Genomic DNA, 22,405 nt, shown 5'->3' with positions numbered 1-22,405 from the left:
GCCGAGTTCGATGTCATTCTAAATCCGAAGAGCAGTTGGTCCCCCCGGACCTGTAGATCACCAGACTAGGACTGACGCACTTGGCAGAACCATAGCTCCTTCGGTCAGCTTCAAGGTTCAAATACGCGTGCTAGTTCTGACAAGAAATTTGCAGCGGGGGATAGACTATGAGCAGACGCATTCTCGTCACCGGCGGCGCCGGGTTCCTCGGTAGCCATCTTTGCACGAGGCTAGTTCAGGCTGGCCACGATGTGCTCTGCGTTGACAACTACTGTACCGGACGCCGTTCGAACATCGCGCACCTCCAAGGCTTACCCAACTTTGAAGTCATGCGGCATGACGTAACCTTTGCGCTCTATGTGGAAGTGGATGAGATCTACAATCTAGCCTGTCCAGCCTCCCCGGTTCACTATCAGGCCGATCCGGTGCAGACTACGAAAGCTAGTGTGCATGGCGCGATTAACATGCTCGGGCTCGCGAAACGTACGGGAGCGAAGATCCTGCAGGCGTCGACGTCGGAAATCTACGGCGAACCTTTGCAACATCCGCAAACGGAGAGTTATTGGGGCAATGTCAATCCTATCGGTCCTCGGTCGTGCTATGACGAGGGCAAGCGTTGTGCGGAAACGCTGTTCTTCGATTATTTTCGCCAGCACCAACTGCGAATTCGGGTGGTGCGGATATTCAATACCTACGGTCCTGGGATGCACCCCCAGGACGGGCGAGTTGTTTCCAACTTTATCGTTCAGGCGCTCCTCGGCAATCCGATTACCATATACGGCGAAGGTAGTCAGACACGTAGCTTTTGCTTCGTCGATGACCTGATATCTGGGCTCCTCAGAATGATGGGGGCACCAGACGACGTTACGGGTCCCATTAATCTGGGTAATCCTACTGAGGTCACCGTACTCGATCTAGCCGAGATAATCCTGAGGCTCACCGGCTCTCGCTCTGCGATCGTCAGGCGTCCGCTGCCCGAAAACGACCCCACCCAACGCCGTCCCGATATCACTCGGGCACGTGCCCTGCTTGATTGGGAGCCCTCCATTCAACTCGAAGAAGGTTTGGCAAAAACCATCGCCTATTTTGAGACTCAACTGTCTCGCCCCGCGCTCGCAAACGCCTAGACCTGGCTCGTCAGTTGGTGCCCTGGCGTTTGGGCGGGTGCGAGTTTGGTCCAACCGTCCAATGCGAGCCGTATTGATGGAGCTAGGAACAATGACCGCAGCTTGGCCCAGCAGAAACGGCCAGTTCCTTGTAATAAGGCGGGAAGAACCAATAGCATCGGGTGCGGTACGACATGTGTTGTCTCGGCACGCGATCGATACGTTCGGCGGCCTCTCCATAACGGCAGTACACGAGAGAACCGGACGCATTGTCGGTGCAATACTTGGCAATGCGATTGATCTGGACCGCGGGTTGCTTTCTGTGGCGACTCAGGTAAACGAAAATATTGACTACAATACCGTCGATAACTGGGTAGAACGCAATATATATTCGCTGACGGGCAGCTTTATATTCGTCCTAGACATTCCCCATTGCAGTAGGATTTACCTCGACGCAGATGGCACTAAGTCTCTCGTGTACGATCGTTCGAGGAAAGTAGCCGGCGCTACGGCTATGACCTTGCTGGACCCTCATGAGTATAGCAACCGGCTTCAAACCGAGCTGCACCGCAAACTCGGGGTGTCTCAAGCCGGCTGGTTCCCAGCAGGTTTGACCGCCCACAAAGACATATACCGCCTTACCTGCAATCATTATCTGGATCTCGACAGTTGGGCGGCGCACCGGCACTGGCCTTCCGAGCCTATCGCGATGTCTACAGATCCAATGACGACATTCGACGACGTTCTTGTTCGCATTCGCCGGACCGTAGAGGTCCTTCAGAGATCCGGCACGGTGAAAATTGCCCTCACTGCGGGAACCGATTCTCGATTTGTCTTGTCCGCACTCCGTCCTATCGCAAGTGCTGTTCAGGCGGTGACGGTTGCAGCGCCCTCTGGTGGGCTTGACGTCCACACTGCTCGTCACCTTGCTCGTGAACTCAACCTCCGGCACGAGGTACTGCCCTACCGTATCGCGACCCAGGCACAGACGCTGGGATGGCAAGTTCGCGCTGGGCACTGCATTAGCGGCGCAAATATGACCATGCACCCCAGCGTACACCCCCTCCGCGGTAGCTATTTTCTGGGAGGACTCGGTGGTGAAGTGGGCCGTGGGTTTCTCTGGCTTGGCGCTGATGATCAAACACCGATCGACGCCAGCGGAATCACCGCACGCCTGAAGCTACCGCGTGAGCCGCAAGTTGTCCAAGCAGTGGCACGGTGGCTGGAACCGATCGACGCCTTCGACACGCTGCTTAAGCTCGACCTAGCATACCTCGAACTGCGCATGAGCAGTTGGGCCTTTTCTGATAGCTACGCCAATCCCGTCGAAACTGAACTGCATCCCATGATCTCACGCGCAAACTTTGCGGCCATGCTTTCGATACCCCCTGAGATGCGACGCGATGGTAGAGTGTTTCGAGACGCTATCAGTCGCTCTTGGCCGGAACTCTTGAGTATTCCCATCAACAGGTACGGGAACTGGCGCGATTTCACCAAACGCATCAAGGACGTAGCGGCGGATCCCCGCCGTGCGGCCCGCAAGCTGCGACAAATTGCACTCAGATACCGGAAGGCATTTTAACTAACCTGAACGCAGCGGGACAAGTGGAGAGGTCGTCTTTGATGACCCTAACCGCGTCTACTATTTGTCTGCGGCGCGGCCAAAATTCCTCCGCGGCCAAGCCAAAAACGGATTAGCTGCGAGCGTGAGGATACCGACGTGCGCGGCTCGAGGCCAAAGCTGTATGCTGGAGGGGTGTACTTTGATCGCCCGAAGCAGATAGCGTAAAGCCTCGGCAAAATCACCTTTGCGCCTTAGGGCGCCTGAAATTAAGCGGTACTGATAAGCTAGAATTCCGGGGTATTTGGAGAAAGTGGAATAGTGCTTCTCCACAACTCTAATCTGGGAAATGAGCCGTTTGTCGCCGTCTCTGCTAATGCTGTTTTCGGAAAAACGCTGAAGTACGAGTGGCTGGTCAACGAATTTTATTAACCCCTTCTGGCACAGTGAGAGCGCGAAATCCCAGTCTTCAATGGGAGTCAATTCCGCGTCGAATCCCCCGATACTCTCAAAGATATTTTTTCGCACAACAAGCGTCTGCGTACTAATTATGCTCGTCCGGAGCAGTTCTTCAATCAATTCTCCATCGACTTTTAGTTGCGATTTATCCGGCACGTAGCTCATTTCCAAACGTGCGTCGGCAACGCCGTTCAATTTGCCCAGACGCAGCAAGCCACAATAGGCGGCGACCTGATCCGAACCACCCTTGTCCAGCAGTGCCATCTGCTTCTCGAGCTTCGTTGGAAGCCATTCATCGTCGCTATCTTGGAAGGCAACCCAACTGCCTCGGCTGTTTGCGACGCCAACATTGCGCGCACCTCCTGCTCCAAGATTGCTCGTAGTTCGTAAAAGCCGGATACGTGGATCATCAAACGCAAGTGCTATGTTCGCTGTATCATCGGAGGAGCAGTCATCTACAACGATCAGCTCCAGATCGGTATAGGATTGACGAAGCACGCTCTCTACCGACGCTCGCAGCGTAGTTGCCCGATTAAAGGCGGGGATGATAACGGAAACGCGGGGTGTCGAACCTGTCATGAATCCGCTCCTGCAGCAAACCCGGCGTGACCAGTGTTGCGACACACGTGAAGTAACGCGATTGCGGATTTGATTGCCCGCTTTGCAGCGACTTTCCATTCCAGCAACACGGGTACGCGCCATCCTCGCCAAACCGTCATGTCTAGATAGTGATAGAAGAGAGTTCGTTCGGCGGATTGGCTGCCTGGGAGCCAAGGTTTTGCAGAGGTAACGAAGTGGACAATGCTTTTTTCTGTCAGCCCCAATCCCCAGCAGCCCGCATGAATAGCCCTCTTCATGTTCGGAACAACCTGCCAATTCCAGCGAAAATCGAGTTCACCCCAGTCGGCGAACAAAACTGCATTAAGTCCGTCCTGGTCTTCCATTAACGTATATTTTGGATGTTCAGCTATGTATTGCAGTATTCTTCCACTTAGCCCCATCTTTCGCCAGCGCTCCAAATTGAGGACCAGAACCCCCGAGTTGAAATACTTGGCGTCTGCAGGTATCCCGAGCTCGCGATAATTCTGGAGTCCGGCGGGCGATCCAACTGAACCGATGCGGTCGCGCACTGCTAGCAGCGCGACGTCACTCAAAGGCTCCGTCCAGAGAGCAACTATATTGTCGAGTACGACAACGTCTGCATCTAGATAGATCGCCTTTTTGACGTCCTCGGGTAGCAGTTGCGGAATTAGCAGACGTAAAAACACAAGGCTGTTTAAGTTTTTGTTGTTTATTCTGAGGTGCGCTAGCCCTGCAGTACTAGCTTCCTGCCATGTAATCGTTGCCGATCGATGTCCGATGTTGTTGAGCGAAGCCTCGACTTTCTGACGCAACGGAAGAGGAAAATCACTGAATAAAACATGAAAGATGAGTTCCACACCCACAGACACGTTAGAAGCAATTGAACATATGGCAGTGGCGAGTGGCATGGCGTACCCGCCGTCAACAGTGAAAACGATGTGTATGGGCGGCTCGAACATATCCATGCATCCGCAAACTAGTGACGATAGCGCGTAGACGGCCGACTTCCCTGGAAGTACTGGCTGCATCGATGCTAATTTACGTTCGTGTTGGCGAACACCAATCTAACGATCTAGGCCAACCAAGCAGTGTAAGAGAGAACTTCCGCACCAACTCTAAATCGATCGGGCGAGTTGTTGTGCAATCACGGATGATATATTAGCAGTAGCGCTCACTGAGGAGCTTGGAAGATTGCGACCGGCAGGTGCAAAATGCCTTCAGTTCACATTGTTGTGCCGTGCTACAATTATGCAAGGTTCATCAAGACCTGTGCGACCTCTGTGCTCTCGCAGAGGGGTGTGGACGTAAAATTACTTATCATCAATGATGCGTCAACCGACGAGAGCGCACGGGTGTGCGACGAGATCGCCGCCGAGGATCGGCGGGTGAAAGTCATCCATCATCCCAAGAACCAGGGACACATAGCAACCTACAATGAAGGCTTAGCGGCCGCTGATGCGGACTACGTGGTTCTTCTTTCAGCCGACGACTTGCTCACGCCTGGCTGCTTGGCTCGGGCGACCGCCATAATGGAAGAGAATCCATCCGTCGGCTTTGTTTACGGAAACGCCATAAAATTCACAGACACGCTTCCTCCCGCCAAGCAAGATGGACTAGGCCGGCCAATTATCTGGGCTGGCCGCGAGTGGTTGCGGCTCATGTGTGAAGGGGGCCGCTGCTTTATCCACTCCCCCGAAGTGGTCATGCGCACCAGCATTCAACGACAAATTGGTCTCTACAACCCAGACCTACCTCAGACAGGCGACATGGAGATGTGGATGCGAGCGGCGCTCCATGCTGGAGTCGCTCGGCTGGATGGGGTCGATCAAGCATACTATAGGCTTCATCCTTCCAGCATGCAGCACACGCTCCACGCGGGGCCTTTGCTGGATCTATATGCAAAGCTAAAGACCTATGAATTAGTCTTAGGTCGCGCGTCCTTTTTAGAAGCGGAGGAATATCTATCCCGAGCGCGGAAACGCCTCGCTAACGACAGCCTCTGGTATGTCCTCAATCAGGTCAGAATGCGGCGCCCCATGTCTGGTACGATAGACGAGTACTGTAGCTTCGCAGAGAGGGCATTTCCTGGGATAGTGGAAAGCAAAAACTGGCACCGAGCACAAGAATACCGGACAAGACGGGCGAGCATTGCGGAAACCTTGCTGTGGCAAATTCGGCTTGCGCTCCGCCGCTTGACTAGTTGGCGACATCGAGAACTCAACAAGGCAGCTTGACCTGGGACTACATACGGAATGCCCATAAGTTGCAATGTAACGAGGACTAGTGAGCACGGTACAAGTGGTGCAAAGTCTTCAAGGTGAGAGTTCCAGCGATACAACAAATCGTGCATCCAATTGCCGTTGCCCACCAGAATGGCAGCAAACGAGAGCCGGTAAACACTAGCACGCAGGCCGGCCCGAACAGTCGTAGCAGTACCAGATTTCCATGTGAAAATCTGAAACCGCAGCTCCGATGGACAATCACATAAACGAGCAGCCCGTGCCACACATAGAGGCAGACGAACCCAGTTCCGGCCCCATCCATGCCAATAAGCGGCACAAAGATTGCACTTACACCAACCTGAAGTATCGCCGCCGCAACCTCGATTGCAATAAAGGTCTTCTGCCAGCCCTTTGCAACGATGATGAAGCCCATCGGCCACGAGATAACACGCAGCATCATGCCCAGGCAGAACCAGCGTAGCAGTTCCACGGCGCCGCTGAATTCACTCGAGTAGAATGCGGAAATGACCAGGGGGGCAAAGGTGATGGTAGCAATAACGCCAGGCGCAGCGATCAGAAGACTGACATGTGTCTGCTCATTGACCAGGCGGCACACCTCTTCATTGTCCGTAGCAACGGCGGTGAGCCGCGGATAAAAGTCCGTCCCCATGGCCTGGAGCACCACGCCGACATAAAGCCCCGCAACCGCCCACGCCGCTTGATAAAGGCCGGCGGCCACTATGCCTCCGTCATGCAACACGATGATCCTGATGATATAAGCCGTGCCCATGGTCAAAAACCCGCTCACCATGAACGCGAATCCCAAACGCAGCATGTCGCCAGCCTCGCCGCGCACGGAGGCGGACGGCACCGAGGTCGGCGTGGGTACACGCCGGGCATACCACTGAGCGGTGAGCCAGGTAACCAGCGCCACAATGATCAACGAGGGAACGATCGCCGCCGCGCCCCAGGCGAAGACCATTGGCACCGTTACAACCACGCTTGCGATAGCAGCGATGATATTGAACTTGGTAAGGTCACCAATGCGACGCAGCCCTTGCAAAAGCGCAGTCTGTCCCCCGGTGAGGATGCGCAGGAGCACCACTGCACCTAGCGCCGCAACGGCCAGTGAATATTCCGTGCTCCCGAAGGTGAGCAACGCGGCTGGAACCGCCAATACTGCCAGCCCCACACCTCCAGCCAGCCCCAGTATCAGCGATATCCGTGCCAACGTGCGAACCGTGCCAGCAATTTTGGCATGGTCACCGCTGCCTTGGGCCTGGGCGATCTGGCGAACGCCCGATTGCTGGACACCCATGCCAGCAAGGGCGACGGCGACGTCAGCTATCGACGAGAACAGCGCAAACAGCCCGATGCCGGCGGGCCCCAGCAAGATAGCCACGATCTTCATCCGGATCAGCGCAAAGAACATGACCACTATAGAGGAGCCACCTATCAGCGCAGTGGAATGCAGGATTGCCCGATAGCTCTGCAGTCTGGTCGGTGGAGCCGAAGTCTGATCCGCCATAGGCTGTCCTTTGGCCGAAGTTATGCGCCGGAAACTGGCGAACCCGTTTCAGAAAGGCTAGTGCTTCACCGCGATGCCGCCGATAGCTCCAAAGAGCGGTCGACGCATGATGCTCTCGCCCGCCGCGCCAAAGACCCGTTTGGCAGGCTACACCAAGCACTCAGCTGGTGCAGGGTGCCCTAGAAAAGCAGTTGGGCTGGCTGTCAGGCCGTAAGCTCCGGACTGAAACAGGACCACCAAGTCTCCAACTTGTGGATTGGGTAGATCGACATCCTGCCCCAGCAGGTCCAGGGGTGTGCACAGGCATCCAACCACGTCGACGGTTTCAGGGCTTCCACAGCCCATGCGATTGCCCAATGCAATGGGATAGTTTCGCCTGATCGCTTGGCCAAAATTCCCTGAGGCGGCCAATTGATGATGCATGCCGCCATCCACCACAACGTAGGTCTTTCCACGAGATTTTTTCTTGTCCAACACCCGGGTTACGTAGACGCCGGATTCTCCAACGATATACCGGCCCAGCTCTATGGTGATCCGAGCTTCAGGCATGTGCGGCTCAAGGATTGTTTCGACAAGGCCCGCCAAGTTTTCACCTACGCGGTCGAGCTCAAGCGGACGATCCTTGTTGAAATAAGGAATGCCGAAGCCGCCACCCAGATTAAGGTAGCGTACCGGCCCGGGGCAGGAACACGCGAGACGCACCACCATCTCCAGGGACTTGCCTTGGGCCTCGGCGATCACGTTGGCATCCAGATTTTGCGAGCCGGCGAAAACGTGAAAGCCGACAAATTCAATGTCCATTGTGCCCAGTTCCCGTAAAAGATCGGGAACGCACTCCGCATCAACGCCAAATTGCTGCGATCCTCCCCCCATGCGCATCCCGGAGCCCCTGACCACGAAATCTGGATTGATCCGCACGGCAACACGGGGCCGGATGCCCAGACGATCACCGAGCGCTGTCACGCGGCGGGCCTCGAGGAAGGACTCCAGCTCAATCGTGGCACCGGTGGCCACGGCACGCCCCAACTCGGCATCAGTCTTGCCGGGCCCCGCGAAACTGATCTCATGGGGGGCAACCCCGGTATCGAGCGCAACCGAGAGCTCGTGAGCCGATGCAACATCAAACCCGTCAACCAATGAGGCAAGGTGTTGCATCACAGCCGGCATCGGATTGGCCTTGGCGGCATAAGCCAGTCGAACCGCCTTGGGCAGCACCGCACGCAGTCGCGCGACCCGGTCGGCAATGCGCTTGCGGTCATAGGCAAAAAAAGGTGTCGAGCCGACCCGCTCAGCCAAACGGTCGAGTGGAATGCCGCCGATCAGCAGGACATCGTCAGCAATTTCAAATCCATCAAGCGCCGGATGATGGCTCATGCGGCCAGTTCCTGCCGCAGGAGCACCCGGTCAAATTTGCCATTGGGCGAGCGTGGAATGGCCGCCCGTTCGATGACCACGGCCGGCACCATATAGAGCGGCAGGCGCTGCTTCATCTGTGAGAGCAGGCCGACGACATCAAGTGGTCCCGACCCCGCCGGACTGGCGATAAGAACAATTTTTTGCCCGAGGCGATCATCGTCCACTCCCACTGCCACAGCATCAACCACGAGCCGGGTATCGAAAGCCGCTTCTTCCACTTCGGTAGGGCTTACACGATAGCCCGACGTCTTGATCATCTCGTCGTTACGCCCGACATAGTAGAGGAACCCCTCGTCGTCCCGTATAACGAGATCACCGGAAAACACGGCCAACTCGGCCGACCGCCACGGCTGATCGCGTCCCGGCACCGGCCGGAACCGTTCCGCGGTGCGCGCCGGATCGTTCCAATATCCCTGCGCAACGAGCGCACCGCGATGTACCAATTCGCCCTGCTCGCCGGGATCGCAAGGTGAGCCGTCCGGACGAACAACCAGGATCTCGGTGTTTGGAATGGCCTTACCAATAGAGCTTGGGCGTCGATCAATCTCGCTGGGGTCGAGATAGGTCGAACGGAACGCCTCGGTCAGCCCATACATCAGGAACGGCAATGCCCGCGGGAATTGCTCTCGCAACCGGCCAAGCAGCGCTCGCGGCATGCGGCCACCAGTATTCGCGAAATATCGAAGGTTGTTTCGCGCTTCCTCCGGCCAGTTCAGTTCAGCCAGTTGGATCCACAATGGCGGCACTGCCGTTATTCCGGTTACCCCATGACGCTGGCAAATGCGGGGTACGTCTTGCGGAATGACATAGTTGAGCAGCACTACATGGGCGCCAACCAGGAAACCGGTAGTGATTTGACTGAGGCCTGCATCGAAGCTGAGCGGCAATGCCGCTAGAATGACGTCGCGTTCCGAATTCGCCAGATAGTGGCTCACCGACTCAGCGCCCGCGAGCAGGTTGCGGTGGCTCAGTGCCACGCCCTTGGGTTTGCCAGTGCTGCCGGAAGTATAGAGGATCGCCGCGAGGTCCACATCGAGCGTGTGGCCTTCAGCATGATGGCGCTGCGGCGCCAATGCCGCAGGCCAACCGTGCACGTCCACATTGGGCAACACTGGAAGGTCCCCAGCCCCGTCGACAAGCAGGACATGCCTCAGATCAGGGCAAGTTCCAAGGCAGTCGGCCAGCTGATTCAACCGCTCGGCTGATGTGACGAGCACCCGCGCCCCACTATCGGCCAGTATGAAACTGACTTGAGATGGCCGCAGCAGCGGGTTGATCGGCACAAAAATCCCGCCTGCCGCCGATGCTCCAAACAGGGCGGATACAGTTTCGAGGCGCTTGTCGAGGTAAATGGCAACGCGATCTTGCCGGGCCAAAGCCATCTGCTCAAGGGCTGACTTCACCCCCAGGGCGCTTAGCCAAAGTTCTCTGTACGTTAGGGTCACTGCGTCTGAACTGAGCGCGCGGTTGTTTGGGTAGGCCAGGACAGCGTCGCTTAGCAGATGATGGAAGTTGGTCTTCATGGAATGGCGCTCCGGCCCGGCATTCACCAGGCCACACAAGTCAGTTCGCTATAGAGATAATCGATCGCCTGTGGCCGCAGCGTATCGCTAAGGAACATCTTGGGCCGGTGACCCCGCAAAAGCAGCGAAGGCTTCGGCCGGTCACCCACCAAGCGCAGTTCAAGGAGGCTGAACAAGATGCCAAGGTGCAGCAGCAGGTATCTGAATACCTGCGCCTGAGCTTCCACGAACAAAGCTGGATCGCTGACATGCAGGATTGTCGCAAACAGCGGCAGGTTCTTGCGGCGATCGCGCCGGAAAATGACATGGCAATATCGCTCGCCTTTAACCAGGACCAACTGGTGCGCCGCCTGGGCCGGGCGGTGATCATGAAACACCTGGAGATCAGAGCCCCTCAACGTTGCCGCAATCTCGCTTGGCTTGCTGATCAGGCGCGCACGGGATGGGCCGATCATCGAGACCATGTTGAACACCAGCGCAGTGCTGGTATCCAGTTTTTCAAAGCCCAACCGCAGGTTCAGCGGGCGAACATTGCCACTGGGCGAGAGATCGGTGAAACTATAGCCGGGCTGCGCCAGGATCGCCCGCAACAGCCTTACGCTATGGGCGCGATACACCTGCACCACGCAGAAAGCGGCCACGTTGCAGATGCGGACGGGGCCTTGCTGGGTGCGCCGTTCCGAATAGAAGGCGAGTTGTACACCAACCGTGTTGTCTCCGACGGTAAGCATGTAACCATGGTTCGGTGCTTCGACCTGCCACGGCGGAATGATGGCGTCGGTCCAATTCTTCACACTGATGCGCTCGTTCAAGTGTTGGTGCAGAAAGCGTGCGACACGAGGAACATCGCTCCGGGTAATCGGCTGCAACCGAACGGCACTGCTGCTGGCATACGTCCCGCTTGTCATGTCGGCATCCGCCTCAAGGCTATTCAGCTGCCACGGCGCTCGTGCTCTGCTCGACGTAAGCAACCAGCGAACCCATGCTCTCGAACAGTTCGCTGCCAAAATCGTTGTCTGCAATGGTGATGCCGAACCGCTTTTCGATGGCCATGGCCAGTTCCACCACGGCCAAGGAATCCAGCTCAGGCATTTGACCCAGGAGGGCGGTGTTTTCGGTCAGCGTGTCACGGCGCGCTCCCAAGCCAAGGGTCTCTGCCACAATATCCTTCATGCTTTCGAGAACGACATCAGACATCGCCACTGCTCCTGCTTTATCCGCGGCAGTACTGAAGATGCCACGCTTTCCAGTGAAACAGTCCTGCAATGGACTTCCAATCGCCATCGCCCAAAACGGCTAGAATTAAAGGGCTGACGGAGGCGCTGCACCAGCTCTTGTTGGGCTGCGTGGCAGAAGTGCGCGCGGCTCTGCGCAGCAACTCACCGGTAGCTCCAATGGGCAGGATAAATGAAAGATTAATGCACTACTTTGTTCAATCTGAAGATCCGTTCGCAGATGCGTCTCGGCAAAACCACAGCGCGCTGGACGGTTACTGAACCCCGAGCAGGAAGGAGTGCAAAAGAATGCTGTCCGACCAGGGACGAGTGCCACTCGAGATCAGCAACACTCTAGTCGATACGGAGCAATCCAAAGCAAGATCTTATGTGGTCATCAAGCGGGTGATCGACATCCTCGGAGCCACGGCACTAGGTTTGTTTCTGCTGCCCTTGATGGCAATCATAGCGATCTTTATCCGGCTGAACGGTAGCACCGTGTTCTTCTGCCAGAAGCGGCTCGGTCGCCATGGCGCCGAATTCCGGTTCTGGAAATTCAGGACCATGGTGCCTGATGCAGAACGTGCCCTTGCCGATTATCTGGCGCAGCACCCGGAAGCTAAGCTGGAATGGGACCGGACGCAGAAGCTGCGGGACGACCCTCGGGTCACTCGCATTGGGCGGATCCTGCGCAAATACTCGTTCGACGAGCTTCCCCAACTCTACAATGTTCTGATGGGCGACATGAGCCTGATCGGCCCGCGGCCCATGTTCCCCCAGCAGCGCGATCTTTATCCCGGCGTCCTCTACGGCAATCTGCGTCCAGGCATAACCGGCCTTTGGCAGGTAAAGGATCGCCACGCATCAGCCTTCGCCGACAGGGCTCGCTACGACCAGCTCTATGCGGAAAAGCTCTCGTTTCGCACCGACGCCTGGATCATGTTGTGCACCATCCGTGTCGTATTCGGCGGCACCGGCTGTTAGACCACCCGCTTTACCTGTCCTGGCGATCTGCAAGCTCCGTGTTGTGCATCGCCGCTGTTGGGTGAGTGCTGCTTGCCCCCGGAACAGCTCTGACTACCTTGAGCACGTCCCCGGGCAGCAAGGGGGTGGTTTCATCCGCTGGCAATTCCTCCGCTCCTTGCGCGCTCTGGCGAACGATGGTGTAACCAGGTTGTACCATTTGGTCACCGACACTTGCCGGCGCAACATCCATGTCGAGCATCAGGCGCTGTGCTGTGACCTGACGCAGCAATAGTTGCTCGAGTTTGGACCGCTCTTCCTGCAGGTCCAAAGCCAATTCAGTTACGCGGGCATCCTCAAGTTGCGCCGTCTCTCGATCGGCTTGGCTTCGTGCCTGCTGCGCCCGCAAGATAGCGGTCGTTTGCGTCAGCCTATCGAAGCGCAGATCAGCCACCCGACGCTCAAGGTCCGATTGCCGCGACATCGTTGCCAATCCCTTGGCTACGAGGCTCTCGACACCGGCCAGTTCCTTCTCAGCGGAAGCGATCGCTTTTTCGATGTCGCTCATCCGGGTGGTAAGAGTTTCGATTTCGAGGTCCAGCAATCCGATCAGTTCTCCAAGCGATTTTGCCTGGCGTTCCTGCTCCCGCGCCCGGGCTTCCAGGATCGCCTGCTCTTCGTTCATGGCGGCACCAGCAAGATCCGCATCAGGGCTATCGGTAACTTCCCGTGGGAACACGATCTCTGCGCTACCGCCAATTTCGGCGCTCAAGCGCGCAATGCGGGCTCTACCTCGCAGCATCTCGTCTTCCAGCGAGCGAAGCTCCGCAACTAGGCGCAGACGATCCGCACTAGTGCCGTTCTGCTCGACTTTGATGCCACCGCCCAAGGCGAAGGCTTGCAGCACGTTCATTCCGGGTTGGTAATTGAATGCTCCGGGTGCCGAGACCGCACCAACCACGTAGATAGACGGATAAGCGATGACTTCGATCGAGGTTTCAGGGGCAGTGACCAAGCCGAGCTTGCCCTTGAGAGCGGCAGCAATCTCGCCCGCAAGCTGGTCATTGGATTTGCCGGAAGTGGAAACCGACCCAATCACAGGCAGCGGTATCGCGCCCTCCTCTGAAACAACGAACTCACCGCTGAAAGCGTCCCAGCGTTCATAGGACCCGCTCATCGGCATCCAATGTATCACGGTGAGCCTGAGCTTGGTTTGTGGCCACAGCTCGCTCGCAGCAGCGGGACCGGGCAACCCGGTCGCAGCGGCAAAGGCAGCAAGCGAAAACGACAGCCGCATCAGAAACTTGCCTCGCCGCGGAACGAGGCGGGAGCGAACAGAGGAACGAGCATAAGCCATGGCACGTGTCCGGGATGATCTTGACCAAGGACTAGATCATAACGCGCGCCCGCCTGAACTAGCCCATGGGCGCTATTGCCGGGGGCGCCCCCGCAAGGCTTGATCGGAGCCAGGATGGAGCTGATAGCGCGTCACCATACATCCAGTGACGGGCAAGCTTTTGGGCAATTAACATGATAAGCGCTGATTTACGGTTTTACCTCTATCTCGCCATTCAGCGTTTGCCGCTGATGATCCCCATAGCGGCTGTTGTAAGCGGCATCGGGCTGATGATCGTGCTGTCCATCCCTCCGGTTTACCGGGCGAGCGGCACAATCTTGGTGGAATCTCCTCAGGTGGCCACCAACAGCACACGCTCGGGTGAAGCAGTCGGTGCCTTGGCACGGTTTCACATAATCCACCAGGAACTGCTTACCCAAGACGCCCTCGCAAATCTCGCGGAACGGCACGAGCTTTATGACGACGCAGCGAAGATAACCCCCGCTGCCATCGCTGAAGATTTGCGCGGCCGGATAGATCTCAACCCTGTACTTTTCGGCGACAACATAGATGCGCTGGGTTTTTCCGTTTCCTTCGAAGCGGATGAGCCAGAACTCGCGGCTGAAGTCGCCAACGACCTGATTGCAACAATCCTTCAGCGGGACCTCAGCAGCCGTACCGAGCGCGTTGGCGCCCGTCTGTCGTTTTTCGAAGAAGAAGTGGCTCGCACCGCGCAGGCGCTCGCCTCCATCGAAGTACAGTTGCAGAACCACAAGACTCGCAACCTCCAATCCATGCCGGATACGCTCAACTTCAGGCGCTCCATGCAGGTCAACATTCGCGACCGGCTGCTTCTCCTGGACCGCGAGAAAACTTCGCTTGAAAGTCGGCGCGCTGGCTATATCGAGCTTTATCGACGCACCGGCAATGTGCCCGACGAATCCATGCAGACGCCCGAACAGTTGCGGCTTGCCGAGCTTAACGCTGCGCTGAGATCACAAAGGATGATCTTCACCGAAGATAGTCCGGCCATTATGGGTCTGCTGACCCAGATCGCGACTGTCGAAGCCCAGATCAGCCCCGAACAAGGCAACTCCGGCAGTAATGCAAATGGCTCGAGCCTGGACTTTCAGTTGGCTGAAATCAGCGACCGTCTGGATGCCATAGAAGCCGAACGAAACTCGCTCGAGCAATCCGACGCCGAGCTCACCGCCTCCATCAAGGCCACGCCGGCCAACGAAGCGGCTCTCAATGCCCTGGAACGCGATTACGAGAATGCCCAGTCGATATATAATGCCGCCGTTGCCCGGCTGGCCGAGGCGTCCACCGGTGAGCAGATCGAAGCCCGTCTGCAGGGAGAAAAGCTTTCTTTGATGGAGCCCGCCTTACCGCCCGAGCGCCCCGTAGCACCCAAGCGGTTCCTTCTAGCTCTGTTAAGCATTGGAATAGGTGGCGCCGCGGCGATCGCAGTAGCGCTTGGGCTTGAACTGCTTAACGAGCGCGTGCGTCGGCCCGTAGAGATCGAGCGCCGCCTCGGTATCGAGGTCATGACATCCATTCCCTACATCCGTGCTGACTCGAGCTGGAGTGCTCTGCGCCTGGCACGCTGGGTCGTCGTGCCGCTCATTGCCATCGGCGTAATCCTGTTATGACCGAGGAAGTCTTCATGAACGATATTTTCCGTGAGCCCCTCCACCACGATGCGCGACCTGCTCAAGAAATTTCCGGGCCCAAAGTTGTGCCGCTTGTTCCGATGATTGAAGAACCACGCCTGGCCCTCAGAGACGAAGGGTGGGACGACTTGCCCGAGATCAAGCTGGACAAGCGTCACCTCGCCCGCAACAGGATCATTGCCGCCGCCCGGCGCGATCCCGCCCACGTCGCCATCAACATGTTGCGCACCAGGCTGATGAGCACGATACGCGAGAAGAAGTGGCGCACCATCGGGATTACCTCTCCAAGAGGCGGTTGCGGCAAGACCACCCTGGCGCTCAACCTCGCGTTCAGCCTCGCCCAGCAAACCAATTTCAAGCTGGCCTTGCTGGACCTGGATCTGCATCGTCCGAGCCTTGCCAGCAGGCTGGGCTGGTACGGCCAAAGCGATATCGAGAGTTTCCTGCGCGGCCGGGCCAATTTGAGCGAAAGGCTCTGCCGCTTCAAAGACCAGTTGGCAATCGCAACCAATAGCACGCAGACATCCAACGCGGCGGAACTCCTGATGGAGTGTGTTCCCGGACCAGCCATTCGCCGCATGCGCGATTCGCTGTCGCTGGACCTGGTTGTGTTCGACTTGCCACCGATGCTCGCTACGGATGATGTTCTGGCAATCCTGCCTTCGACCGATGCCATAATACTTGTTGCAGCCGCCGGGCAGACCTCCATGGCCGATATAGACCTGTGCGAAAAAGAATTGTCACTGCACAGCAAGTTCGGCGGGCTAGTCCTCAACAAGACCCGCTACCTGCCTGACCGCTACGGTTACTAAGGCACGCAGGACCAATTGACCCCGCAAAGACTGCCCGGCACGCCCACCCGTTTGGGTGGTGCAGAACTTGCCTAGCTCCCGGTATAAACTTATCCCTAGGTATAATCCAGGTCGGGTTAGCCTGGCGGGCCGTGGCCTAGCCCGTTTTACGCTTCGGAAAATCTGGGCTTTTCTGGCGTCGTCCGAAAGGCCCTGAAAGGGAGCCGGCCCGACGGGAGACGGAGCAATTAACTAAGTCAGAGACTGAATCGATCAACACTTCTTTTTGAGATGTTGGAAGAGCTGGAGTGTTATACAGTGATCTCCTGGAGGGAGTAGATGAACGGGGCGGCTTCGATTGCTCTCATTGCGGACACCGAAGAACTTTTCAGCTACGCATTGGCTGCGCTCCTAAAAGACCGCCTGAACTTCCATGAAGTTATTTCGGTCTCGCGCTTTTCAGAAGCATCTCGCATTCTCGCGGCGAACTCGTCAATAGATTTTGCCGCGATCGACATCGCCCTACCGGATATGAACGGCCTCAACGATATCGCCAAGCTTCGGGTGGACTACCCCGAGTTGCGATTGGCGGTCATCGCTCGGTCCAGTGGGCGCGATGATATACTGCGCGCACTGATCGTAGGTATTCATGGCTATATCCCCCGTCGTCTGGAGGTAGCGGAAGTCGTCCAGGCGCTGGAACTCATCAATAGCGGCCATATCTATGTTCCTTCCGCCCTCTCCGAGGTCGGGGATGACGGGGCACAAGTAACCAGCGGCAGATCGTTGAGCGGCAGCCCGGATCGGCATGAACTGAACCTCGTCAATACCCGCCTGACCAGCCGGCAGCTCGAGGTGGTTGACCTTATAGCTCAAGGCAAGAGTAACAAGCAGATTGCCAGGCAGCTTCAACTTTCAGAAGGAACTGTAAAGGCACATGTCAGTGCTGTGTTCAAGGTTCTTGATGTCCATGACAGGGCAAGCGTAGCTGCCTTCGCCGGCGGAAGACCTAGCATATAACCTAAGTCAATAAAATTGAGGCCGGACTATATCTTCAAAGTGCATATATAGACCTTTTAGTCCATCGCCGCCTATTGGAAGCCAATGAGAAACGTGTTCAAAATATATTACGGTGGGCAATATAGGTTAATGTAAAACGTCATGTTACTTAAGGGGGGCGATAGTGACGATAATACAGGAACGATGTGTCGTAGTCGTAGATGCCCAGGAACTCCGCCGCGCCGGTATAGCGGCGCTGCTAGTACCTTTGGCGGAGACCTTGGGCGTAGCCACCATCAGCCTGGCTCCGAATGAGCTAAATCGGCCATTGCCGATTTCAGCAACGCCGGTATTTGTCGTCTTCAGCGTAGGTGGGACCTCACTGCATTCCGCGCAAATGTCGCGCTGGGCCGCTGACATTGCCCGTGTGTTCGCCAACGTACCATGCTTGGTGCTTTCCGATCTGGACGAGCCGGAGGAGGCTATCCTCGCAGCCCAACTCGGGGAACAGGCCTTCATGTCCACAAGCATGGAGCCGCATATGGCTCTACAGATATTCGCCTTCGTGATTGGCGGAGGAACCTACTTTCCTCGCGAGGCGCTCCTGCAAAAGGCCGCCCGACCGGAAGCGACACAGCCTGCGGGTTTGACAATTGACGAGCTTTCGCCGCGGCAATTGCAGGTTCTCGAAAAACTCCGCCAGGGAGTCTCCAACAAGCAGATCGCGCGTGACCTCACATTGCAGGAATCCACGGTCAAAGTGCATGTTCGGGAAATCATGCGGAAGCTGGGCGCACACAACCGCACCCAGGCCGCTCTTATGGGTGCCCGCGTCAGCAGCGCCGTTGTGCAGATCAGCGCCAGCGCTTCGAAAGCGCCCCCCATGATATCTGGCAGTCTGTTCGGGGCAGCGTATCGAGATCGGGACAAATTTGCGCGTCCCGAGTCAAATACCGTGGTGCCCCTAAGAACAATGTAATGTGCTCGGGCGCCACTAACTCGGTTCCGTTCTGAGACCAAACAGTGTTGCGGTTCGCCCCTTGGCGCGGGCCGGCGGGATGGACGCCCACCGCGAATTTTCGGTGACTGGGGCGGCACGGGGAGCCTCTCCGCACATGGCTGGCATGTCCAGGCGAACCAAACCGGAACTCGTGCGTTGCTGTTGGTGAAGTAATCCACGCACAGGTTCATTCGATGTCCCAAATTGATGCTGTCGGTCCCCATGCTGTTCCGCAGCTGGCTATTTTTACTGACTTCGATGGAACACTGGTGGAGTTGGCAGAAACGCCTGATGACATCGACGTGCCATGGAACCTGCCCGCCGAACTAGAGCGCGCAGCGCGTGAGTTCGACAGCGCCTTCGCGGTGCTTACCGGCCGGGAGATTGCAGATATCGACAAGTTCCTGTCCCCGCTCCACCTTCCGATTGCCGGCGCTCATGGCACCCAACGCCGACGCGCTGACGGGTTCATCGAAACAATCGATCCTGCATCCGTTCTGGGGGCAGAGGAAATCGCCCACGCTATCGAGCCATTGGTCGCGGCCAATCCGGGCCTGGTGATGGAGGCCAAGGAAGGCGCAGTTGCGCTGCACTACCGCCTGGCTCCGGAATTGGAGGAAACGGCACGCAACGCCATGGAAGAGGCGCTGCACAACGTTACCGATTTCACGCTGGTGCCCGGCAAGATGGTTTTCGAAGCCCGGCCCAGCGGTGTCAATAAGGGGGAAGCCCTGCGCGCCTTCATGCGCGAAGAACCCTTCCTTGGCCGCACGCCGATCTTTATCGGCGACGACATAACCGACGAGGATGCTTTCATTGCGGCTCAGGAACTGGGTGGCGTTGGCATCAAGCTGGGTGAGGGCGATACGGCGGCGCGGATGCGCATAGCCAACGTGGCATCGGTCCACGCATTGATCAAAGGTCTGGGCGATATTGCCGCCCGCGATCGGGAGTTAGCAGAAGCCCATTAAGGGTGGACAACTGGGGGCAGTTTATTGAGTAGAATTATCGTCGTATCGAACCGCACGCCGGGCAAGGGACCCACTGCCGGGGGACTTGCCGTAGCGCTGCGCAAAACCCTCGCCGAACGCGAGGGTTTCTGGTTTGGCTGGTCAGGCAAGCTGGTGGAACACCCCAGCGAGAAGGCGCGCTTCGAGGACATTGATGGCCTTTCGGTCGCGCAGATCGATCTCACCCGCGACGACCATCACGCCTATTATGCCGGGTTTTCCAATTCGATCCTGTGGCCATCCTTCCACTTGCGGCTGGACCTCGCAACCATCGAGGCGCACTGGTACGAGGGATATCGCGGGGTGAACGCGCAGTTCGCCCGGGCCCTTCTGCCCCTGCTCAAACCTGACGATTTGATCTGGGTGCATGACTACCATTTAATTCCGCTGGCCAGTGAGTTGCGCGCCCTGGGCGTACGCAACCGCATCGGGTTCTACCTGCATATCCCCTTCCCGACGCTCGATGCGCTCTACGCCATCCCCCACCACCAGGAATTGATGCGCGACCTATCGCGCTATGATCTGGTCGGCATGCAGGCGCAGCGCGACGTCACGGCCTTCACCGAATTTGCCGAACATCAGGCGCCCTCGAACCTATCCGGCGACCCGCTCCAGACCGTGGATTTCAGCCGCACGGAAGTGGCTTCCTTTCCAATCGGCTCCGACCCGGACGCCTTTGCCAAGCTCGCCGTCAGCCCTGCGGCCACCAAGATGATCAAGCGCATGGACCGCGTCATGGGCGTCCAGAAGCTTGTTCTGGGTGTCGATCGGCTGGATTATTCCAAGGGCCTGCCACAGCGGGTCGAGGCCTACGAAAAGCTCCTCGCCAATGACAGCCGCTTCCGGCGCAATGTCCATATGCTGCAGGTGGCTCCGCCCTCGCGCGACACCATCAAGGAATATCGCGAGGTCAGCGACGCGCTGGATGCCATGTGCGGGCGGGTCATGGGGCGCTTTGCCGAGCCGGACTGGTCGCCCCTCACCTATGTGAAGCGCGCCTATGGGCAAGCGAGCCTTGCCGGCCTCTATCGCCTGGCAAAAGTTGGCCTCGTCACGCCGCTCCGCGATGGGATGAATTTGGTCGCCCACGAATATGTCGGCTCGCAGGACCCTAAGGACCCGGGCGTATTGGTCTTGTCCCGTTTCGCCGGCGCCGCCGAGATCTTCGATACGGCTATCCTCGTCAATCCTTTCGACACCGACGAGACTGCCGAGGCCTTGCGCATGGCGCTGGACATGCCGCTGGAGGAACGTATCGAGCGCTGGCAGGCGTTGATGAACGCCGCCCGCAGGCACAATGTGGAAGACTGGTCCAAGAGCTTCATCGAGCGCCTGGCGCCCTCCACGGCGCCCGATGGCACGACGCGCGACATTCTCTATCTCGCGTCCGTGGCCTGACCCCATCACCCAACAAAAAAAGGCGGCCACTCGGGCCGCCTTTTCCATAAATCGAAGATTGTGGCTTACGCCACGCGACCGCGCTGGCGGTCGGCATTGGACCGGCCACCGGTCTTGAGCGCGTCCTTCTGCGCCTTGCCCCAACGCTGCTTTGGCTTTGCGGCGCCTGCAGCAGGCTTGGCCGCCATGGGCTTGCCCGTTTCCATGTCGCGACGAACGCCACGCGGTGCCTGGCCCTCAGGACGCGTGCGGCCTTCGGCAGCAGGACGCGAGCGCGGTGCTTCCGACGGCTGGTGGTGTGGCTGGCTCTTGTTGTTGCCTTCCGCGCCGAACTCCGCGAACGGACGACGCTCTGCGGGCGAACGACGATCGGCCTGGACCCGCGGATTCTTGGACGAACGCGGCCCCGGACGACCGCCCGAAGGCTTCTTGTAAGCCGAGCGTGGTGCCTCCACGACACCAGTGTCATTGCCGATGTGCAGATCGCCCGAGACCGGTAGCGTGCGGCGGATCAGGCGCTCCACGTCACGCAGCTTGCCGCGTTCCGTGCCGTCACACAGTGTAATGGCAAAACCGGACGCGCCGTTGCGACCCGTGCGGCCAATGCGGTGCACATAGTTTTCCGGATCGTCGGGCAGCTCGTAATTCACCACATGGGTGATGCCTGGAACGTCGATGCCACGCGCTGCGATATCGGTTGCGACCAGAATGCGCACGCCGCCTGACGCAAAGCCCTTGAGCGCTGCCTGGCGGGCATTCTGCGACTTGTTACCATGAATGGCCGCAGCCTTGTGGCCATCGATCTCGAGGTTCTTGGCGACGCGGTCGGCACCATGCTTGGTGCGTGCAAAGATGATGACGCGTTCCATGTTCTCGGTTTCGCTGGCCAGCAATTCATTGAGCACGCCACGCTTAGCCTTGGCACCCGAGAGGATGACCCGCTGGTCGATCTTGACCACGGTCGAACCTGCGACCGACGCATCGACACGCACCGGCTCATTGAGCAGGCTCTTGGCGAGGTCGGCCACTTCGGGAGCCATGGTCGCGGAGAACATCATGGTATGGCGCTTGAAGCCAATCGCCTTGGCGACGGCGCGCACCGGCGCAATGAACCCCATGTCGAGCATGCGGTCGGCCTCATCGAGCACAAGCCAGCGCGTTTCGTTCAGCCGGATCTTGCCGTCGTCCATCAGGTCCTTGAGACGTCCAGGAGTCGCGACGGTGATATCGACACCGCGCTCGAGCTTCTTGACCTGATGATAACGCGACACGCCTCCCAGCAGCAAAACCGTGTCGAGCTTCATCTTGGAGCCAGCAAACTTGCGGATTGCTTCATCGATCTGCACAGCAAGCTCGCGCGTCGGCGCCAGGATCAGCGCCCGTGTGGTCAGCGGCCGCGGGCGGCCTGTAAGGCCCAGAATGCCAGCCAGGATCGGCAGGCCAAAAGCCGCCGTCTTGCCCGAACCGGTCTGGGCAATGCCCATAACGTCCCGTCCTTCAAGCAGCTTGGGAATAGCCTGGCTCTGGATCTTGGTGGGCTCGGTGAAGCCGCCAGCGGCGAGGCTGTCGGTGATGATCGAGGGAAGCCCAAGGGAAATAAAGTCGTTCAAAGAACAGTTCTTTC

Annotated in this window: 19 protein-coding genes; 10 read left to right on the top strand and 9 right to left on the bottom strand. The window is 57.9% G+C overall.

Translation table 11 applies throughout. From position 1 onward, the window contains the following. The first annotated feature begins 167 nt into the window (after window positions 1–167). Together C8264_RS05005 and C8264_RS05000 are read left to right on the top strand one after the other, a co-directional pair. On the top strand, window positions 168–1,127 hold the full coding sequence (locus C8264_RS05005) for a UDP-glucuronic acid decarboxylase family protein (RefSeq protein ID WP_108459855.1): 960 nt from the start codon (window positions 168–170) through the stop codon (window positions 1,125–1,127). A gap of 91 nt (window positions 1,128–1,218) precedes the next feature. Then, on the top strand, window positions 1,219–2,688 hold the full coding sequence (locus C8264_RS05000; RefSeq protein ID WP_245892938.1) for a hypothetical protein: 1,470 nt from the start codon (window positions 1,219–1,221) through the stop codon (window positions 2,686–2,688). A 60-nt stretch (window positions 2,689–2,748) separates the two neighbouring features. On the opposite strand, the gene C8264_RS04995 is transcribed toward C8264_RS05000, so the two are convergent. Both C8264_RS04995 and C8264_RS04990 read right to left on the bottom strand, forming a co-directional pair. Continuing rightward, on the bottom strand, window positions 2,749–3,705 hold the full coding sequence (locus tag C8264_RS04995) for a glycosyltransferase (protein ID WP_162783468.1): 957 nt from the start codon (window positions 3,703–3,705) through the stop codon (window positions 2,749–2,751). After that, window positions 3,702–4,667, bottom strand: coding sequence for a glycosyltransferase family 8 protein (locus C8264_RS04990; RefSeq protein ID WP_162783467.1), 966 nt, complete (start codon window positions 4,665–4,667; stop codon window positions 3,702–3,704). Before C8264_RS04990 ends, C8264_RS04995 begins: the two co-directional genes overlap by 4 nt. Before the next feature lie 252 nt (window positions 4,668–4,919). On the opposite strand from C8264_RS04990, the gene C8264_RS04985 reads away from it, so the two are divergent. Next, window positions 4,920–5,942 (top strand): glycosyltransferase family 2 protein, encoded by a 1,023-nt coding sequence (locus C8264_RS04985; RefSeq protein WP_108459852.1) that lies wholly within the window; start codon window positions 4,920–4,922, stop codon window positions 5,940–5,942. A 46-nt stretch (window positions 5,943–5,988) separates the two neighbouring features. On the opposite strand, the gene C8264_RS04980 is transcribed toward C8264_RS04985, so the two are convergent. The 5 genes from C8264_RS04980 to C8264_RS04960 form a co-directional block, all read right to left on the bottom strand. Beyond that, window positions 5,989–7,458, bottom strand: coding sequence for an O-antigen translocase (locus C8264_RS04980; protein ID WP_108459851.1), 1,470 nt, complete (start codon window positions 7,456–7,458; stop codon window positions 5,989–5,991). Window positions 7,459–7,605: 147 nt separating this feature from the next. Further along, window positions 7,606–8,832, bottom strand: coding sequence for a pyridoxal-dependent decarboxylase, exosortase A system-associated (locus tag C8264_RS04975; RefSeq protein ID WP_108459850.1), 1,227 nt, complete (start codon window positions 8,830–8,832; stop codon window positions 7,606–7,608). Then, on the bottom strand, window positions 8,829–10,397 hold the full coding sequence (locus tag C8264_RS04970) for an acyl-CoA ligase (AMP-forming), exosortase A system-associated (protein ID WP_108459849.1): 1,569 nt from the start codon (window positions 10,395–10,397) through the stop codon (window positions 8,829–8,831). The genes C8264_RS04975 and C8264_RS04970 overlap by 4 nt, the downstream gene beginning before the upstream one ends. Window positions 10,398–10,420: 23 nt before the next feature. After that, complete coding sequence (locus C8264_RS04965) at window positions 10,421–11,191, bottom strand: hypothetical protein (RefSeq protein ID WP_245892937.1); 771 nt, start codon at window positions 11,189–11,191, stop codon at window positions 10,421–10,423. Between the two features lie 133 nt (window positions 11,192–11,324). Continuing rightward, window positions 11,325–11,594, bottom strand: coding sequence for an acyl carrier protein (locus C8264_RS04960; RefSeq protein ID WP_108459847.1), 270 nt, complete (start codon window positions 11,592–11,594; stop codon window positions 11,325–11,327). Between the two features lie 326 nt (window positions 11,595–11,920). Here C8264_RS04960 and C8264_RS04955 point away from each other — a divergent pair, with 326 nt between their 5' ends. After that, a complete protein-coding gene (locus C8264_RS04955; protein ID WP_108459846.1) occupies window positions 11,921–12,595 on the top strand; it encodes a sugar transferase in 675 nt (224 codons plus the stop codon). Between the two features lie 10 nt (window positions 12,596–12,605). Here C8264_RS04955 and C8264_RS04950 read toward each other — a convergent pair whose 3' ends face one another. Next, entirely contained in the window at window positions 12,606–13,931 is a 1,326-nt protein-coding gene (locus C8264_RS04950) for a polysaccharide biosynthesis/export family protein (protein ID WP_108459845.1), read from the bottom strand. A gap of 173 nt (window positions 13,932–14,104) precedes the next feature. Here C8264_RS04950 and C8264_RS04945 point away from each other — a divergent pair, with 173 nt between their 5' ends. The 6 genes from C8264_RS04945 (at window position 14,105) to C8264_RS04920 (ending at window position 20,781) form a co-directional block, all read left to right on the top strand. Beyond that, a complete protein-coding gene (locus C8264_RS04945; protein ID WP_108459844.1) occupies window positions 14,105–15,562 on the top strand; it encodes a GumC family protein in 1,458 nt (485 codons plus the stop codon). A 14-nt stretch (window positions 15,563–15,576) separates the two neighbouring features. Continuing rightward, a complete protein-coding gene (locus C8264_RS04940) occupies window positions 15,577–16,395 on the top strand; it encodes a CpsD/CapB family tyrosine-protein kinase (RefSeq protein WP_162783465.1) in 819 nt (272 codons plus the stop codon). A 318-nt stretch (window positions 16,396–16,713) separates the two neighbouring features. Further along, window positions 16,714–17,394 (top strand): LuxR C-terminal-related transcriptional regulator, encoded by a 681-nt coding sequence (locus tag C8264_RS04935; protein WP_108459842.1) that lies wholly within the window; start codon window positions 16,714–16,716, stop codon window positions 17,392–17,394. A gap of 259 nt (window positions 17,395–17,653) precedes the next feature. Further along, complete coding sequence (locus C8264_RS04930; protein ID WP_162783464.1) at window positions 17,654–18,352, top strand: response regulator transcription factor; 699 nt, start codon at window positions 17,654–17,656, stop codon at window positions 18,350–18,352. A gap of 215 nt (window positions 18,353–18,567) precedes the next feature. Next, window positions 18,568–19,344 carry a trehalose-phosphatase gene (gene otsB / locus C8264_RS04925; protein WP_108459840.1) on the top strand — a complete coding sequence of 259 codons (777 nt, stop codon included), beginning with the start codon at window positions 18,568–18,570 and terminating at the stop codon, window positions 19,342–19,344. A gap of 24 nt (window positions 19,345–19,368) precedes the next feature. Next, window positions 19,369–20,781, top strand: coding sequence for an alpha,alpha-trehalose-phosphate synthase (UDP-forming) (locus C8264_RS04920; protein ID WP_108459839.1), 1,413 nt, complete (start codon window positions 19,369–19,371; stop codon window positions 20,779–20,781). A 65-nt stretch (window positions 20,782–20,846) separates the two neighbouring features. On the opposite strand, the gene C8264_RS04915 is transcribed toward C8264_RS04920, so the two are convergent. Next, complete coding sequence (locus C8264_RS04915) at window positions 20,847–22,391, bottom strand: DEAD/DEAH box helicase (protein ID WP_245892936.1); 1,545 nt, start codon at window positions 22,389–22,391, stop codon at window positions 20,847–20,849. Window positions 22,392–22,405 lie beyond the last annotated feature (14 nt).

Origin of the sequence: Devosia naphthalenivorans, from assembly GCF_003056355.1 — a bacterium.
GTDB classification, from domain to species: Bacteria; Pseudomonadota; Alphaproteobacteria; order Rhizobiales; family Devosiaceae; genus Devosia; species Devosia naphthalenivorans.
The sequence above is the reverse complement of the archived record's forward strand: the minus strand, read 5'-3'. Positions and strand labels throughout refer to the sequence as shown.